The organism is Amycolatopsis sp. NPDC114504 (genome assembly GCF_055633595.1).
Window position 1 is genome coordinate 1 of record NZ_JBVKDU010000005.1, and the last position, 15,899, is coordinate 15,899.

General features: G+C 72.7%; 17 protein-coding genes. 7 read left to right on the forward strand and 10 right to left on the reverse strand.

The window, feature by feature from the left end:
- Positions 1 to 437 precede the first annotated feature (437 nt).
- Entirely contained in the window at positions 438 to 1,211 is a 774-nt protein-coding gene (locus ACZ7PG_RS36145) for an ESX secretion-associated protein EspG (RefSeq protein ID WP_470243671.1), read from the reverse strand.
- A gap of 48 nt (positions 1,212 to 1,259) precedes the next feature.
- Between ACZ7PG_RS36145 and ACZ7PG_RS36150 the strand changes: the two genes are divergently transcribed.
- On the forward strand, positions 1,260 to 2,045 hold the full coding sequence (locus ACZ7PG_RS36150) for a helix-turn-helix transcriptional regulator (protein ID WP_470243672.1): 786 nt from the start codon (positions 1,260 to 1,262) through the stop codon (positions 2,043 to 2,045).
- Here the strand turns inward: ACZ7PG_RS36150 and ACZ7PG_RS36155 are convergent.
- The 5 genes from ACZ7PG_RS36155 to ACZ7PG_RS36175 are packed head-to-tail and all read right to left on the reverse strand — an operon-like array spanning position 1,957 to position 5,124.
- Positions 1,957 to 2,553: a hypothetical protein gene (locus tag ACZ7PG_RS36155; protein ID WP_470243673.1), complete on the reverse strand. Its 597-nt coding sequence runs from the start codon at positions 2,551 to 2,553 to the stop codon at positions 1,957 to 1,959. The genes ACZ7PG_RS36150 and ACZ7PG_RS36155 overlap by 89 nt on opposite strands.
- Positions 2,550 to 3,305, reverse strand: coding sequence for a hypothetical protein (locus ACZ7PG_RS36160; RefSeq protein WP_470243674.1), 756 nt, complete (start codon positions 3,303 to 3,305; stop codon positions 2,550 to 2,552). The genes ACZ7PG_RS36155 and ACZ7PG_RS36160 overlap by 4 nt, the downstream gene beginning before the upstream one ends.
- Positions 3,235 to 3,528 (reverse strand): hypothetical protein, encoded by a 294-nt coding sequence (locus ACZ7PG_RS36165; protein WP_470243675.1) that lies wholly within the window; start codon positions 3,526 to 3,528, stop codon positions 3,235 to 3,237. Before ACZ7PG_RS36165 ends, ACZ7PG_RS36160 begins: the two co-directional genes overlap by 71 nt.
- Positions 3,525 to 4,664 carry a PPE domain-containing protein gene (locus tag ACZ7PG_RS36170; RefSeq protein ID WP_470243676.1) on the reverse strand — a complete coding sequence of 380 codons (1,140 nt, stop codon included), beginning with the start codon at positions 4,662 to 4,664 and terminating at the stop codon, positions 3,525 to 3,527. The genes ACZ7PG_RS36165 and ACZ7PG_RS36170 overlap by 4 nt, the downstream gene beginning before the upstream one ends.
- Positions 4,657 to 5,124: a hypothetical protein gene (locus ACZ7PG_RS36175; RefSeq protein ID WP_470243677.1), complete on the reverse strand. Its 468-nt coding sequence runs from the start codon at positions 5,122 to 5,124 to the stop codon at positions 4,657 to 4,659. Before ACZ7PG_RS36175 ends, ACZ7PG_RS36170 begins: the two co-directional genes overlap by 8 nt.
- 126 nt (positions 5,125 to 5,250) lie before the next feature.
- Between ACZ7PG_RS36175 and ACZ7PG_RS36180 the strand changes: the two genes are divergently transcribed.
- Positions 5,251 to 5,505, forward strand: coding sequence for a hypothetical protein (locus ACZ7PG_RS36180; protein ID WP_470243678.1), 255 nt, complete (start codon positions 5,251 to 5,253; stop codon positions 5,503 to 5,505).
- Between the two features lies 1 nt (position 5,506).
- On the opposite strand, the gene ACZ7PG_RS36185 is transcribed toward ACZ7PG_RS36180, so the two are convergent.
- Positions 5,507 to 6,892, reverse strand: coding sequence for an APC family permease (locus ACZ7PG_RS36185; protein ID WP_470243679.1), 1,386 nt, complete (start codon positions 6,890 to 6,892; stop codon positions 5,507 to 5,509).
- Between the two features lie 170 nt (positions 6,893 to 7,062).
- Between ACZ7PG_RS36185 and ACZ7PG_RS36190 the strand changes: the two genes are divergently transcribed.
- From ACZ7PG_RS36190 to ACZ7PG_RS36210, 5 genes are all read left to right on the forward strand, one after another.
- On the forward strand, positions 7,063 to 7,557 hold the full coding sequence (locus ACZ7PG_RS36190) for an Lrp/AsnC family transcriptional regulator (RefSeq protein WP_470243680.1): 495 nt from the start codon (positions 7,063 to 7,065) through the stop codon (positions 7,555 to 7,557).
- Positions 7,558 to 7,674: 117 nt separating this feature from the next.
- Complete coding sequence (locus ACZ7PG_RS36195) at positions 7,675 to 9,048, forward strand: aspartate aminotransferase family protein (protein WP_470243681.1); 1,374 nt, start codon at positions 7,675 to 7,677, stop codon at positions 9,046 to 9,048.
- A 316-nt stretch (positions 9,049 to 9,364) separates the two neighbouring features.
- Complete coding sequence (locus ACZ7PG_RS36200) at positions 9,365 to 10,573, forward strand: cytochrome P450 (RefSeq protein ID WP_470243682.1); 1,209 nt, start codon at positions 9,365 to 9,367, stop codon at positions 10,571 to 10,573.
- A gap of 29 nt (positions 10,574 to 10,602) precedes the next feature.
- Positions 10,603 to 10,992: a hypothetical protein gene (locus ACZ7PG_RS36205; RefSeq protein ID WP_470243683.1), complete on the forward strand. Its 390-nt coding sequence runs from the start codon at positions 10,603 to 10,605 to the stop codon at positions 10,990 to 10,992.
- Between the two features lie 2 nt (positions 10,993 to 10,994).
- Positions 10,995 to 11,648 carry a response regulator transcription factor gene (locus ACZ7PG_RS36210; protein ID WP_470243684.1) on the forward strand — a complete coding sequence of 218 codons (654 nt, stop codon included), beginning with the start codon at positions 10,995 to 10,997 and terminating at the stop codon, positions 11,646 to 11,648.
- A 46-nt stretch (positions 11,649 to 11,694) separates the two neighbouring features.
- Here ACZ7PG_RS36210 and ACZ7PG_RS36215 read toward each other — a convergent pair whose 3' ends face one another.
- The 3 genes from ACZ7PG_RS36215 to ACZ7PG_RS36225 form a co-directional block, all read right to left on the reverse strand.
- On the reverse strand, positions 11,695 to 12,831 hold the full coding sequence (locus ACZ7PG_RS36215; protein WP_470243685.1) for a S53 family peptidase: 1,137 nt from the start codon (positions 12,829 to 12,831) through the stop codon (positions 11,695 to 11,697).
- Positions 12,832 to 12,844: 13 nt separating this feature from the next.
- Complete coding sequence (locus ACZ7PG_RS36220; RefSeq protein ID WP_470243686.1) at positions 12,845 to 14,950, reverse strand: hypothetical protein; 2,106 nt, start codon at positions 14,948 to 14,950, stop codon at positions 12,845 to 12,847.
- 112 nt (positions 14,951 to 15,062) lie between these two features.
- Complete coding sequence (locus tag ACZ7PG_RS36225; RefSeq protein ID WP_470243687.1) at positions 15,063 to 15,788, reverse strand: FadR/GntR family transcriptional regulator; 726 nt, start codon at positions 15,786 to 15,788, stop codon at positions 15,063 to 15,065.
- Positions 15,789 to 15,899 lie beyond the last annotated feature (111 nt).

Genomic DNA, 15,899 nt, shown 5'->3' on the forward strand with positions numbered 1-15,899 from the left:
TGCAATGGACAGACCCGGGACCGGGGGGTTTCCTCCAGGAGGAGGGGGGGAAGGGGAGCGGGGGGGGGGGTGGGAAAAAAGCGGGTAAAAACCCTTTTTCCCCCCCCACGACCGGCCGCGGAGGACTCGGGTCGGCGGGCGTCCTCCTGGTCGACGCCGGTCTGTCGGGGTCGCGTGGAGGCGGGACAGGGGCGAGCGGCCCTCGGTCCGGGGCACGGCCGGCCGGGGGCGGCGCTTTTATGTGGAAGCGCGTGCTCAGCGGGCGTTGTCGACCAGGCGTGCCGGCCGGCCGGGCGCCGTCGGTCGGGGCCGGGCGGGGGCGGCGCTTTCAGGTGGAAGCGAGCGCTTAGCGGGCGTTGTCGACCAGGCGTGCCGGCCGGCTGGGCGCCGTTGGCCGGGGCCGCGCGAGGGCGGCGCTTTCCCGTGAACGTGTGCGGTCAGCGGGCGTCGTCGACCATGCGGGCCAGGCGGTCGGCCAGCCAGGCGCCGTCCGCCGGTGTGATCGTCACCCATGGCTCGCCGGCCACGTCCTCCGGCGTCACCGCGTACCGCCCCGCCGCCGTGTCGAACCAGGCCAGGATCGGGGTGCGGCCCGCCGGGCCGGTCGCCGCCAGCTGGCCCGCCGCGTGCCGCTGCGCCGTGACCAGCGTCGCCAGGGGACGGACCGCGCGGCCGGTGATCCCGGCCGCCGCCAAAGCTCGCTCGAACGCGTCGTAGCCGCCGCGCGCGTACGCGTCCATCGCCGCCGAGTACGTCGCGCGGGGGAGGCGGAGCTGGTCGCCCGGGCCCGCCTCCGCGTCGCCGAGCATCCGGGCGACCGCGGGGACCAGGTCGGCCGGGCGCAGCGGCTCCAGCACCAGGTCGCGCTCGTCCAGCACCGCGAGCACCCCGGCCGTGTCCCGCACCGCCGCGAGCAGCCGCCACGGCGCTTCGCCCAGCACCAGCGCGTCGACGCTCAGCGACGGCGCACCCAGCAGCACGAACAGGTCCGCCAGCCCGGGGTCGACGTCGTCGCCGTCGGTGAGACCCGCTTCCGCCAGCCCGGCGAAGACACGCACGCCCAGGTCGTCGCGCTCGGCGTGGGTCGCGCCGTGCGAGGGCACGTCGAACGGGTACGGCGGCGGCCCGCCCGGCCCGAGGTCCGCCCAGAGGAGATCGAACTCGAGATGCGACAGGATCACTCCGGCCGCCGTCGCGGTGCGCCGCGCCATGGTCACCCTTCCCGTGGTGCGCGGCCGCCGTCAGGCACGATGGTGCCGATGGCCGAGCCGCAGTCGATGGACGTTCCCGCGAGCGGGTACCTCGTCGTCCGCGCTTCCGGCGCGGCGGCCGCGGTCGCCGCGATCCTCGGCGGCCGTCGCGACCCGGACGGCATCCAGCTGCTGCTGCGCTGCCCGGTCCCGCGCGCGGTGGCCGAGTCCGGCGCGAAGCTGACGTACGCCGACGCGACGCTGCACCTCCTGCCGTCCGGCGTCGTGATGCTGACCGTCGCGACGGCGAAGCTGTCGATCTCGTTCGCCGAGCTGCGGCCGCTGATGTTCCGGCCGGTCGAGGTCGACGCGCCGCTGCGGTCGCTGTTCGCCGGCGCGGTGGCGCACGTCCTGGCGGCCGGCCCGCGGCTGGACCCGCACGGGCTGGCCCACCACCTGCTGGGGCTGGCCGAACTGGTGCTGCGTAGCGCGCTACGCGTCGAACTAGACCGCGTCGACGCTTTGGCGACGCGAAGGCGTGAAGCGCTCGAGTACATGCGCGCGCACCTTGGCGAACAGTCGCTCAGCGCGGACAGGATCGCCGAAGCGCTGTACATCTCGCGAAGGCGGCTGTACCAGCTCTTCGACGACGGCCAAGGCGTCTCGGAACGGTTGAAGGGCCTGCGCGTCGAGCGCGCGAAGGCGTTGCTGGCGGACCCGGCGAAGGCGGCGCGGGGGATCGCGGAGATCGCGCGCGACTGCGGGTTCACGAGCGCCCCGCACTTCTCGCGGACGTTCCGCCGCGCGACGGGCCGGACCCCACGCGAGTTCCGGGAGCGGGCGCTGCGGGCGTGAGGTCGACGCCGGCGACGAGCGTCCCGGCCAGCCCGGCGACCTCCAGCCAGCCCCGGCCACCGGGGGAGTGGAGCGTGAACACGGCCGCGCGCGGCCGGTCCGGATCGAGGACGACGGCCTGCAGCTGAGCGCCGGACAGCCCGATCCGCTCGACGATCACCACCGGGTAGCCGCGGCCGGTCCGCGCGGTGCTGACCTCGCGGATGCCCGGGGTCGTGTCGGCGACGAAGTGGCCGAGGTCCGCGGCTTCGTCGAGGGTGGCGTCGACCGCGACGACCCCGGCGATGAGCAACGCGGGATCGGCGTCGCGGTGCTCGACGAGCGCGAGCAACCCGGCCCGCTGCTCGTGAGCGATCTCGGCGCACTGGACGGCGGCGGCCTCCAGGCCGAGATCGCGGGCGGCATCGGGGCCACGCAGGCGCGCCATGAGCGCGTGCAGCTCGGCGGTGGTGCGCGCGACCGAGTCCAGGTTCACCGGGGTGATCCCCGGAACGGCGGGCAGTTTCACCGGCCACCCAGTGCCGCGGCGAAGGCGCCGACCGCGCCCGGTGGCGGCGTCACGGGTGTCGCGGGTGTTTTCGCGACGTTGACGCCCAGCTCGCGTCCGATGGTCGAGAACGTCTGCATATGTGTTGCCACGCCACGGAAATCCGGGGCGCTCGGTTGGGGGGTGCCGTCGCCGAGGGCTCGAAGCCGATCGGCGACGCGGGTTGCTTCGTTGATGTGGGCGCGTTCCAGCTCACGGGCTTCGGCGAGGACGCGGTCGAGGTCGGTTTGTTTCGTGGCGAGCCGGGCCCGGGCGGCGGTGAGGTTCGGCTGGGTGGCGGGGGAGAACTGCGCTTCGGTTTCGGCTTGGTCGACGTCGTCTTGGGCGCTGGTGACGGCTCGTCGTGCGTTGATGGCCCGGCGGTCGAGTTCCTCGGCGCGGCGGTGGTGGGCGACGAGGGTGCCGGCCCAGTCGTCGAGGATCGCGGCGGCCGAGCGGAGAGCTTCGGAGACGGGGGCGAGGCCGGCCGAGGCACGCTCGGCACGGTCGGCGAGGGCCTGCGCGGATCGGCCGGCCCACTCGGGGATCGCTCCGATGGCAGGGACTTCGCCGAGTTTCGTTGCTGCGGCGGCGTAGCGGCGCGCGGTTTCGGCAACGGCATCGGGTCGGCCGGGGACCGGGTCGAAGCCGAGGCCGCGGAACTCAGCCATCGGCGCGGCCCAGCTCTTCGGCCGCGGCTGCGTCCGATGTCCGGTAAGCCTTCGCCGCCGCACGGACGCTGCCTGCCGCCGTTGCGAAGTCCGCTTCCACCGCTCGTATCCTGCCGGACCACTCGCCGGTCAGCGCGGTGAGTGCGGCCGACACCGATGGCGGCCCCAGCTCGTCCGAAGCCGCTGCCTCGACCTGGGCCGCCGCCTCGCCGTACTCCTCCGACGTGTCCTCGAGGCGGACCGCCAAGGCGTCGAGAGCCGCCGGGTCCGCATGGAAGCCCGTCATTCGCCGAACACCGGGGGGTAGGCCGGGGGCAGATCGTCCAGCAGGTCGTAACCGTCCGCGTACTTGTCGCGGTGCTCCGTGTCCTCCTCGCGGCGGGTGCCCTGGCCCGGTGGGTACATGCCGTACCCGGTTCCCGCGCCGCGACCGCCGGCCGCTCCCGGGCCGAAACCCGAGGTCGCCGTTCCGAAGCGTCCGACGCCGGCCCGCCCACCGTCGCCAACGGAGCCACCGGAGCCAACGGAGCCGCCAGCGCCACCAGGGCCGACGATGCCCGTGAAACCTGTTGCCCCGGAAGCAGCCCCGGGCCCGGCCGCGCCGATCACTCCGTCCAGAACGCCGGGAAGCGCCCCGGCCCCGGTCAACGTGGGCGGCAAAGCCGACGCGGTCGACGTCGAATCGTCCGGAACCCCGGGGTCGTGATCAGGCAGCGGATCATGGACCACAGGCACACGCGGAACCACAACGTCCGAACCCGCCGCGCTCACCTGCGGCGCCGTGTCGAACGCCGGGGGCAGGCGGTGGCGGACGTCGTGGCTCGCGCCCTCGTACTGCTCCATCACGCGGACCGCTTCGGCCTTCGCGTCGTCCGCCTGCTTCTTCGTCGGCAGCTTGTCGTCGAGCAGCTCGTCCAGCATGTACGCGCCCTGGGGGCCGTCGAGCCGCTTGACCGCGTACCCCTCCTGGAACCACCGCTCGGCCCAGTAGTGCACCGGTTCCGGCATCTTCCGCCGCGCTTCGCCGATCGCCGAGGTGTACGTGTCCAGGCCGTCGCCGATGTGCCTGGCGTTCTCGCCCGCCGTGCTCGCCCAGCCGGTCAGGCGCTGCACGGAGTCCGCCGCCTGGGCCGCCGACGGACCGCGCCACGACAGCAGCAGCTTCTGGACCAGCGTGTGGACGTCGCCGGTGGCCGTGTCGACGCTGCGGGCCAGCTCGGCCCACCGGTGCGCCTGCTCGCCGAGCCTCGGCGGGTCGGCCGACTGCACCATGTCCCACAGCTCGCGGTGGTCGTAGCTGTCCCAGTTGATCTTGCCGAACGCGTCTTCGCGGTCGTTCACGGCCTTCTCGCGACGCACTCGCCGCGCTTTCGCCTTCTCACGCGCGGTCGGCTCGTGGTGCGTGGAGTGGAACTCAGGCATCGCGCTCACCCGTCCGCAGCGCCGCCGCGGCCTCCTCGTCGTTGGCCCGGTGCGACGACGCGACGGTGTCGAGCGCCTGCCGCAGCGACGCGAGCTCGCCGAGGTACGACTCCAGCGCCGCCTGCACGCCGCCGGCTTCGGCGCCGCCGCGCAGCCCGAACGAGCGGCGCATCCAGTGGGAGACCGGGCCCTTGCCGTCGGCCAGGGGCGTGCCCAGCTCGCGGGCGCTTTCGAGGTAGCCGGACAGCTCCTGGTGACGCGCGTCGAGGGCGTTCTTGGCCGCGTCGATCTCGGCGTAGTCCAGCTCGAGGACGTCGGTGCCGCCGGCGACCAGCGCGGCCGCGCCGGTACCCCGCGGTTCCGCGACACCCGAGGCGCGCTCCCTCGGTTCGTCCTTCTGGGGCTGGTGCTCGGCCCGCAGCTGCCGCCGCGCGTCGGCCTCGTCGCGCACAGTCGCCAATGGAGTTCCTTCCCTCGCCACCCAGGCGTCCATCCTGGCCACTGCGCGCCGGGATGAGAAGGGAACCCCACCCGGGTGCACGGGTGGACACGAAGACTGCACGGCCGGATAGGGCAGGATGTCCGGATGATCCCGCGTCGTGCGTTCGGAGCCGTCCTCGCCGCCCTCACCGGGCTGGTCCTGCTCGCCGGGCCGGCCTCGGCCCACGCCGGACCGGAGCCCGTCACCGGCACCGCGTGGCAGGCCCAGGCGCCCAGTGCCCCGACCGCGGTGGACACCACCGGCATCCCCGACTGGATCTGGGTCGTGGTCGGGGTCGTCGGGCTGCTCGCGGTGATCATCGTCGGCCTCCGCCAGCTGAAGGGCCGCGGCAAGGACTGAGCTACTTCTCGCCCGGCACCGTCACGACCCAACGCTCGGGCCGCCGGCGCAGGTAGCCCCACCAGTACAGCGCCGAGACCACCAGCACCCCGGCGGTGATGCCGAGGTCGAGCGCACTCTGTTCGACCAGGACGTAGGCGAGCGCCGCGACGGCGAGCACCGGCACCACCGGCCACGCGGGCATGCGCCACACGTGCGACTTGCCGTGCGCCGCCCGGCGGGCGCCCAGCGCGGCGGTCGCGACGCTCAGGTAGAGCGCGACGACGGCGACCCCGGTGACGCCGCTGAGCGTGTCCACCGGCACGAAGCAGAGGACGGCCTCGGACAGCCCGACCACGAGCGTCGCGACCCACGGCGCGCCGAACCGCTCGCTCACGACGCTCATCGCGCGGTTCACCGGCGACGGCCACGCCTGGTCGCGCGCGGACGCGTAGAGCACGCGCGAATTCTGGATGACCATGACGATCACCGCGTTCACGATCGCCGCCGCGATGCACAGGCTGATCGCGGCGCCGACCGCCGAGTTGCTCCAGCCGGTGACGAGCGCGGTGAGGTCCACGCCGGCGAGCGCGGCCGCGTCCGGCACCGCGAGGGTGACCGCGACGACCGGGACGAGGATGACCACCGCGCTGATCCCGAGCGTCCAGAACACCGTCCTGGCGACGGTCTTGCGCGGCTCGCGCATCTCCTCGGCGAGGTAGACGGCGGTGCTGAAGCCCTGCACGACGAACAGCGCGACGGCGAGCCCGGCCACGACGGCGATCAGGCCGATCCCGCTCGTGCCGAGCGTCGGCTTGACCAGCACCGCCGGGCTCTGCGTGGTGTGGGTGAACCCGAGCAGCGACACGACGAAGATCGCGACGATCTCGATGACCAGGAAGATCCCGGTGATCCAGGCGTTGGAGCGCAGGTTCAGCAGGCCCATCACGGTGGACGCGAGCATCACGAGCGCGCCGGCGACCGACGGGTTGATGTCCGCGATCGCGGCGACGTAGTCGGCGACGCCGATCGCGATGATCGGTGGCACGACGAGGATCACGATGAACGACAGCATGAACGTCAGCCAGCCGGCGAACCGGTTCGCCACGGTCGTCACCATCGCGTACTCGCCGCCCGCGCTCGGGACCAGCGTGCCGAGTTCGGAGTAGCAGAAGGCGATCCCGACGCAGAGCAGCACCGCGAGGGCGATCGCGAGCGCGGTGCCGGTGCCGAGGTCGGCGAAGAGCGGGGGCACGAGGACGAACAACGACGACGCCGGCGTCACGCAGCTGAGCGTCAGCAGGGTGCCGCCGCCGACACCGATGGACCGCGTCAGCGTGCGGGCTCCGGTGGACGCGGTGGACGCGGTGGCCGTGTCGGCGTCGGGCGGGGCGGGAGTGCGGGGCATGGGCGTTCCCTCCGGCCGGGGCAAGGTGCGACGGATGGAACAGCACCGATTCGGTGTTGTCAACGCCACAAAGACGACTGAAATCGTTGTCCTGTGCGGACAGTGCCTTCGGATTTAGTCACTCATCGTGACCGGGCTGCTGCGTTTGCCCTGTGTCACCCGTGTCGGGGATGATCCGGGGCGTGAGCAGCCAGGACACCCCGAGCCGGCCCGCGCCGCCGGTGCTCGACGACATCTCGCGGCAGATCATCGCGCAGCTGCAGGAGGACGGCCGGCGCGCGTACGCGACGATCGGCAAGGCGGTCGGCCTGTCGGAGGCCGCCGTCCGGCAGCGGGTGCAGCGGCTGTCCGACTCCGGCGTCATCCAGATCGTCGCGGTGTCGGATCCCTTGCAGGTCGGGCTGTTCCGGCAGGCGATGATCGCGATCACCGTCGAGGGACCCCTCGAACCGGTCGGCGACGCACTGGCCGAAATGGACGAAATCGCGTACGTGATCCTCTGCGCCGGGCGCTACGACCTGCTCTGCGAGGCCGTCTGCGCGGACGACGAGGCGCTGCTCCGGCTGATCTCGACGCGGATCCGCGCGCTGCCCGGCGTCCGGCACGCGGAGGCGATGGTCTACCTCAAGCTGCGGAAGCAGACCTACCAGTGGGGCTCTCGCTGACCGTGACGACTAAATCCGAAGGTTCAGCGGAAATTCTTCCGATGGATTAGTTGATGATGTTCGTCTGGGCGACTGAATCGCTTGCGCTCGGTCGTCACCGCGTGCGATAACCGAGCCATGACCACTACCGCCGCCTCGGACCTCGCGCAGGCCGCCCGCGACCACCTCTGGATGCACTTCACGCGCCACTCCGCCTACGACGAGACCGACGTCCCGGTGATCGTGCGCGGCGAAGGCGCCTACATCTGGGACGCCCGCGGGAAGCGCTACCTGGACGGGCTCGCCGGCCTGTTCGCGGTCCAGGTCGGCCACGGCCGCGAGGAGCTCGCCGAAGCCGCCGCGCGGCAGACGAAGCAGCTCGCGTACTTCCCGTTGTGGGGCCACGCGCACCCGACGGCGATCGAGCTGGCCACCCGGCTGGCCGACGCGGCGCCCGGCGACCTGAACCGCGTGTTCTTCACCGTGAGCGGCGGCGAGTCGGTCGAGACGGCGTGGAAGCTCGCCAAGCAGTACTTCAAGCTCGTCGGCAAGCCGACCAAGCACAAGGTGGTCAGCCGGTCGCTGGCCTACCACGGGACGTCGCAGGGCGCGCTGTCGATCACCGGCATTCCCGGTGCGAAAGCCGATTTCGAGCCGCTGGTGCCGAGCACGCTGCGGGTGCCGAACACGAACTTCTACCGCGCGCCCGAGCACGCCGACGACTACGAGGCCTACGGCCGGTGGGCCGCCGACCAGATCGAGCAGGCCATCGAGTTCGAAGGCGCCGACACCGTCGCCGCGGTGTTCCTCGAGCCGGTGCAGAACACCGGCGGCTGCTTCGTGCCGCCGCCGGGGTACTTCGCGCGGGTGCGGGAGATCTGCGACAAGCACGACGTGCTGCTGGTCTCCGACGAGGTGATCTGCGCGTTCGGCCGCGTCGGGTACGACTTCGCCGCCAAGCGCTACGGCTACCAGCCGGACATCATGACGACGGCGAAGGGCCTGACGTCCGGGTACGCGCCGCTGGGCGCGGTGCTGGCTTCGGAGCGGCTGATGCAACCGTTCACCCGCGGCGCGACGACGTTCATGCACGGCTCGACCTACGGCGGGCACCCGGTTTCGTGCGCCGTGGCGCTGGCGAACCTCGACTTGATGGACCGTGAGGGCCTGTACGACCACGTGCTCTCGCGGGAAGGCGCGTTCCGGTCCACTTTGGACAAGCTGACCGACCTGCCGATCGTCGGGGACGTCCGCGGCGCCGGGTTCTTCTACGGCATCGAGCTGGTGAAGGACAAGGCGACCAAGGAGACGTTCAGCGCGGCGGAGTCCGAGCGGGTGCTGCGCGGGTTCCTGTCGGACGCGTTGTTCGACGCCGGATTGTACTGCCGCGCCGACGACCGGGCTGAGCCGGTCGTGCAGCTGTCGCCGCCGCTGATCTGCGACCAGCGGGAGTTCGACGAGATGGAGCAGATCCTGCGCGACACGCTGACCCAGGCGTGGAAGTTGCTGTAGGCGGCCCTCCGGCCCCCGGTTTCCACGGTAGCGGAGGGCACCGACAGTTCCGGGTGAGCGGGCGGGCTTCGGCCCTCGGTATCCACCTCTACCGGGTGAAGCGGGCAAGACAGGCACCAGGTCGGCCGATGGGTCGTGCCGGTGCCCCGCGCCCGCGGTCGTGGGTCGTTGGCCCGAAAGGGCGGGGAATCGCGCGATCGCCGCTCTCGCGCGGGTTTCTGAGTACCGTGGGACGCGGGGAGGACCGGCGGGAGCGGCCGGTGACCGGGCCGCCCGCGTCCGCGCCGACCGGCCGCGCAGCCGGGAGGAGAACCCGATGACCGCGACCACGGACACCCCACGCCTGCCGTTCGAGCGGCCGAACGTCCTGGAGATCGCCCCGCTCTACGACGTGCTGCGCCGGCAGGGGCCGGTCGTGCCGGTGACCACGCCGACCGGCGACCCGGCGTGGCTGGTCACGGGGTTCGAAGAGGTCCGCGCGGTGTTCACCGACTCGCGCTTCGGCCGGTCGCACCCGGCGCCGGAGACCGCGTCGTCGCTGTCGGACGCGGCGATCCTCAGCCGGCCGCAGGGCGACCACGAAACCGAGCACGTCGAGCACGCGCGGATGCGGAAGATGCTCGTGCCCGCCTTCTCCGCCAACCGGATCCGGCGGCTCGCCGGTCACGTCCAGGAGCTGGCCGACGGCTGCTTCGACGCCATGGAGCGCGCCCGGCACCCCGGCGAGCCGGTCGACCTGCACGAGCACCTGTCGTTCCCGCTGCCGGTGCTGGTGATCTGCGAGCTGCTCGGCGTCCCCTACGAAGACCGCGACACGTTCCGGGTGCTGTCCGAGCGGATGGGCCGGATGGACATCGGGTCCGGCGCCGACGCCGCGCTCGACGAGTTCGCGGGGTACATGGGCCGGCTGGCGGCGGCCAAGCGGCGCTCGCCCGGTCAGGACGTCGTCTCCGACATGGTGCGCACGCAGGCCGAAGACCCCACGTTCACCGACGGCGACCTCGCCCGGCTGGCCGCCGGCCTGCTGTTCGCCGGCCACGAGACGACGTCCAACCGGATCGACCTCGGCGTCCTCTACCTGCTCGCCGACCTCACGCGGCGCGATGCGCTGGCCGCCGACCCCGAGGGCCGGGTGCACGGCGTCGTCGAGGAGGTCCTGCGGCTGTCCGCGCCGGGCGGGCTCGGCGCGCTGCGGTACGCGCACGACGACGTCGAGCTCGGCGGGGTGGCGATCGCCCGGGGCGACGCGGTCGTCCTCTCGATGGCGGCGGCGAACCGGGACGCGTCGGTCTTCCCCGCCGCCGCGGAGTTCGACCCCGAGCGCAAGCCGAACTCGCACGTGTCGTTTGCTTACGGCGGCTGGTTCTGCATCGGCGCGAGTCTCGCCCGCACGGAGCTGCGTGTCGTGTTCGGCTCGCTGTTCCGCCGGTTCCCGGGACTGCGGCTGGCGGTGCCGGTCGAGGAGCTGGCGGTCCGGACCAACCGGGTCACCGGGGGAGTGGACCGCGTGCCGGTCCTCTGGTAGACCTGCGGCGGCCACGACAGGAGGAAAACGTGACCCTGTGGGACAAACTCGGGATGGACGACAAGCTCATCAAGGTGCTGACGGAGATCCCGCCGGGGCCGGACGCGTCGGAGTTCGGCCCGGCCTACGTCACGATCCACCAGCTGGCCGTCGAGCTGGACCAGCGGTTCCCCGAGGTGCGCCGGCAGCTGGACGTCCCCCTCGGCGGCGGCTCGAACCGGCATACTGGCCTGGTGGAGCTGCTGGGCAAGGAACTGGTCGACAAGATCAAGCGCTACGGCGACGTGTACCCGATCGAAGCGGCGCAGCTGTCTTCGGTGCGGTTCCGCGAGCTGCGGCTGCGCGGCCCGGGCGGGCGTGACCTGGTGGGCGCGTCGCGGACCGACCTGCCGCTGATCCGCCTGCGACCCAAGGACTGACCGTGCTGCCACCGCCGCCGGTCCGGGTCCTGGTGGCCGAACGCGACCCGGCGGTGCGGGCCCGCCTGGGCTCCCTGCTGGCCGACGTCGACGGCATCGAGGTGATCGGCTCGGCCCCGGACGCCGCGGCGGCCCGGACGACGCTGCGCAGCCGGCTGCCGGACGTGGTGCTGCTGGACCTGCGGCTGGGGCCGCTCGGGCCGGTGTTCCGCCGCCCCGCGGTGCTGGCCCTGGTGACGTTCGACTCCGACACGGGCATCCTGCGGGCGCTGCGCGACGGGGCATCGGGGTACGTGCTGCGCTCGGCCCGGCGCAACGAGCTGATCAAGGTGGTCCGGCTGGCCGCCGACGGGCACGTGGTGCTCTCCCCGGACGCGTCGCGCCGGCTCGTGTCGGCCGCGACGCGGCTGTCCGGACCGCGGGACGAGCGGCTGGCCGGGGTGGACCGGCTGTCGGTGCGGGAGCGCGAGGTGCTGGTCGGCGTCGGGTCCGCGTTGACGAACGCGGAGATCGCGACGCGGCTCGGGGTCGGGGAGCCGGAGGTGCGGGGCCTGGTGGCTCAGGTGGTGCGGAAGCTCGGGTGCGCGCACCGGACCGAGGCGGGGTTGCTGGCCTACGAGCGGGGGTTGTGCCGGCCGGGCACCGAACGGCCGTGACGGCCGCCTACCGACCCTAAGAGCCGGTAGGCGGCCTTCACGGATTTCAGAAGCCGGTCAGGCCGTGGGGCACCCCCAGTCCGGTCGGGGCGTCATAGCCCGGCCCCGCCACGCACAGGTAGTCGTCGCCGCACTTCTTCCCGCCGCCCGCGGGGTCGTTGTTGCCCGCCGTGATGTCGACGAAAGCGGACGCGTACAGGTCTGCCGGCTGGGTCACCCCCGCGTGGCCGGCACGGCCGATCAGCCCCGCGATGTACGGCGCCGACGCGCTGGTGCCGTTCGCCGGGAGCCAGCCGCCCGCGTCCGTGTAGTGGATCGCGATGTCCTCCGCCGCCGACGCGATGTCCGCGACCGTGCGCTTGCCGCAGTGCGTGTCCCGCTGCCACGACGGCTTCGCGATGTACGCCGAGCAGCCGCTGCCGCCGTACTGCCACGCGGACTCCGTCCAGCCCCGCGCCGAGGACGGGTCACGGGCCAGCGCCGTCCCGCCGACCGCGATCGTGGTCGCGAGGACCGCGGGGTAGCTCGCCGCCGTGAACCCCGCGTCGCCCGAGGACGCCACCACCGTCACCCCCGGGTGCTGGTAGTGGCTCGCGAACGCCAGCGGCGCGCCGCTTTCCCGGGCGCCGTAGCTGTTCGACACCACCTTCGCCCCCAGCCGGACCGCGGTGTCCTCCGTCGCCGCCAGGTCGGCGAAGCCGGGTGAGTCGCCTTCGACGACCACGAGCCGGCACGACGGGCACGCCGCCGACACCATCGAGACGTCCAAAGTGGACTCCATCGCCCAGCCGAAGCTCGCCGCGGGGAGCGGTGCGGCGAGGCCCTGCTGGTTCACCTTGCGAAAGCAGCCGTTCGCCGTCGTGCACGGGGGCAGGCCGTACTGCGCCCGGTAGGCCGCGAGGTCGGCCTCCAGGTTCGGTGCGTCGTAGGCGATCGAGATGCCGACGACGGTGTCCGGACCCGGGTCGGACGGAAGCCCGTACGCCGACGCCAGGTCGTCGGCACCCCAGCCGGCCGGGCCGTCGACCAACGCGTGCACCGGCGTGTACGTGGTGAGGCAGCGCAGCTCACCGGGCCGGTCGGGACACGCGGCGCGCTTCACCGGGGCGGCGGACGCCGCGGGGGCGAACACCCCGGCGACGACCGCCACGGCGCTCAGCACGCCGATCATTCGTCTGTTCACAGTGGACCCTCCCTCAGGACGTGTAGATGTGGTAGGCGGCGGCGATCGACTCGGCGACGGTCGCCCCGGCCGCGTCGGACGCCGTGACGCGCAGGGAGACGTCTCCGCCGCGGAACGCGTCCGTGGTCGCGGCGAAGTCCGCGTGGAAGACGCCGTCGCCGCGAGGCGTGACCGTCGCGTCGTGCCAGGTCTTGCCGTCGGTCGAGTACTGCACCGTCGCGGCGGTCACCGGCGAACCCGCGCTCTGCTGCAGGTGCCCCACCGTGAGGTCGAGGCCCTGACGACCCGACGGCGTCGAGCCGTCCGGCCGCAGCCCGCCGACGGCGTACCCCAGCGTCAGCATCGGTTCGACCGCACACGCGCGGTCCGCGCCACGCGCGCAGTGCAGCGCCGGGGGGAGCGTGCCGTCGGCGTGCTGCGACGGCCACGTCCACTCGGTGTGGGTCGCCGTGCTCTGGTGGTACATCGGGCCGGTGCGGCCCGCGTCGATCGTCAGCCCCAGGGTCGACGGCCCGGGCGCGACCTCCTGCTCCAGCGCCAGTGCGGTCGCCCCCACCGGGCTGCCCTCGGCGATCGTCGCGCCGTCCTGGGTCAGCGTGTAGTGCCCGGTGATCGTGTCCGTCGGTTCGCCGTAGAAGCCGAAGCCGGTGTGGCCGGGCTGGTTGTCGCTGAACGGCGTGATGTTCACCCGCAGCAGGTCACCGGCGCGGGTCGCGGCCGGGATCTCCGGTGCGCTGCCGTCGGACAGCGGCAGCAGCGCGACGCCGCCCGCCGGGTGCAGCGGGAACTTGTTCCAGTCCTCGGTGACGGAAGAGCCGCCCTGGTAGGAGTGGAACGGCTCGTACTGACCGCCGGCCCACGCCGGGAACGGACCGGGCACGACGTACTTCGAGAACCCGCCGAACCAGCGCAGGTCCGGCCCGGCCGAGACGTACTCGGTCTGCTTCCGGGGCGTCTCGATCAGGTGCGACGCCCGGCCGCTGCTGTCCTCGAAGGAGAACATCCCGCTGCGCTGCCGCCGCCCGAGCGTCGCGTATTCGCTGAAGTAGGTCGCGTCCACCGCGGCGACGTCCTTCGCCGTGATCACGTACCGCTGCTGCGGAATCGTGCCGACGCTCGCCTTCTGGAGCACGTATTCGTACGGCGTGCCCGGCCCCGGTGGGGACACGAGCCTGCTGTACGGGTACGTCTGCAGCGCGCCGGTCCGGACCGGGACGGCCGTCGGCGACACCGAGATCGGCACGCCGGGCCCGGCGTCGAAGTCGACGAGCAGCGCCGGCCCGGTCTTCGCCGCCCGGCGGAACAGGAACCCGGTGTCGTCGAGCAGTGCCGGCCGCGGCGTCACCCACGTCAGCTTGCTCGAAGCGCGGGAAGCGTCGACGCGGACGGTCTTGTCCGCCTTGACCGCGAACTCGGGCTGCGCGCTGAACCGCACCTCCGTCGGGTTGCCGTCGGCGTCGGCCGTCCAGAACAGGCCGAGTGCGCTGTAGTTCCCGTCGGGCACGCTGAACTTCGCCGTGCCACCCGAGAAGTAGTTGAGGCTCTCGTCCGGGTCGAGGAGGTTCCCGTCGTCGGTGTTGTAGAGGAACGCGACGCCGGTGTCGGCCGGCTGACCCACGATGTCATCGGCATCGACCGACACCGTGCGCATCACCGAACGCGGCTGGACGGCCGGGCGCGCCCCGGGCAACGCGAAACGAGCGCCGCCGGCGAAGAGCCCCTGCCCGCCGAAGTGCCCGCGCGCGTTGTCCTCTTTGAACTGCTTCGCCAGCGCCGGCCCGAACGTCGCCGGGTCGGCGGGCAGCGGCGCGCCGGCCAGCAGCGCACCGACGTCGAACAGACCGAGGTCCAGGCCCCGCCCCAGGTAGGGGAGCGCGGTGCCGGGGACCTCGTAGTCACGGTCGCCGAGCCGCAGGTGCACCAGGGTCCGGGCCATGCCCTTCTCCGCGGCCGGCTGGACTTCGAACAGGGACCGGCCGTCGGCGGTGGTCCGGACGCTGACGCGTTCGCCGGTGACCAAGGTGGCGGACGTCGTGGGCACCGCGGCGCCGGCCTGCGGGGAAGCGATTCCCCCGAGCCCGGCGAGCACGACCCCCAGGACGGACAAAGTTCTTCGCACTGGCACCTCCGTGTGGTGGTTGATCACCACTACCGACGAGCCAGACGCCGGACCCGTTGAGCCCGGTTCTCGATCTTCGCGAAGTTACCTCGATCGGGTCAACGACCCAGAGTCAGGAATGGGCCGCGGGCACCGGCCGGGCGACGCCGAAACCGCCGTACGGACCGGCTTTCGCGCGCTTGCGGACCTCGTCGAAGTGCCGGTGCACGGCTTCGGCCGCGGCGTCGGCGTCCCGCAGCAGGAGCGCGTCGACGATGACCTGGTGGCGTTTCGCGGTGGCGGTCGGCGACGCGGCCGGTCCGCCGAACTCGCTTTCGGCGATCCGGTAGACGTCCCAGAACAGCCCGGTGAGCTCGCGCGCGAGGTCGAAGCCGGCCTCGGCGCAGATGAGGTCGTGGAACTCGCGGTCGGCCTCCGCCGCGTCGGGGCCCTTGCGCTTCATCCGCGCGACGCAGGCCTGCAGCTCCTCGATCAGGCCGGGCCGGTGGTCGGTCGCGACGCGCCGGGTCAGCTCGGTCTCGAGCATCTCCCGCACCTCCAGGAGGTCACGCAGCCGCCCGACGTCGGTGGCGCCGCGGGCGCGGGTGCGGAAGAGCAGCCACGTCTGCAGGGACTCCGACCCGGCGGACCCGACGAACGTGCCGTAGCCGTGGCGGATCTCGACGATGCCGAGGGCCTGCAGGGCCTTGATCGCCTCGCGGATGGAGTTGCGGCTGACGCCGATGTCCTCCATCAGGCTCAGCTCGGTGGGCATGGGTGCGCCCGGCGGGAGCTCCCGCTCGACGATCAGGTCGATGATGCGCTTGGTGATCTCTTCGCTGCGCTGCGGACGGGCCACTGCTGTCCTCCCCGGATGCGTCGTGAGAGGACATCCTACGTCATACGTCCAGAAGGGTTGACCAGCACGCGAACCCATCCTAGGCTCACGCCGGTCATAGGACGTCCCATG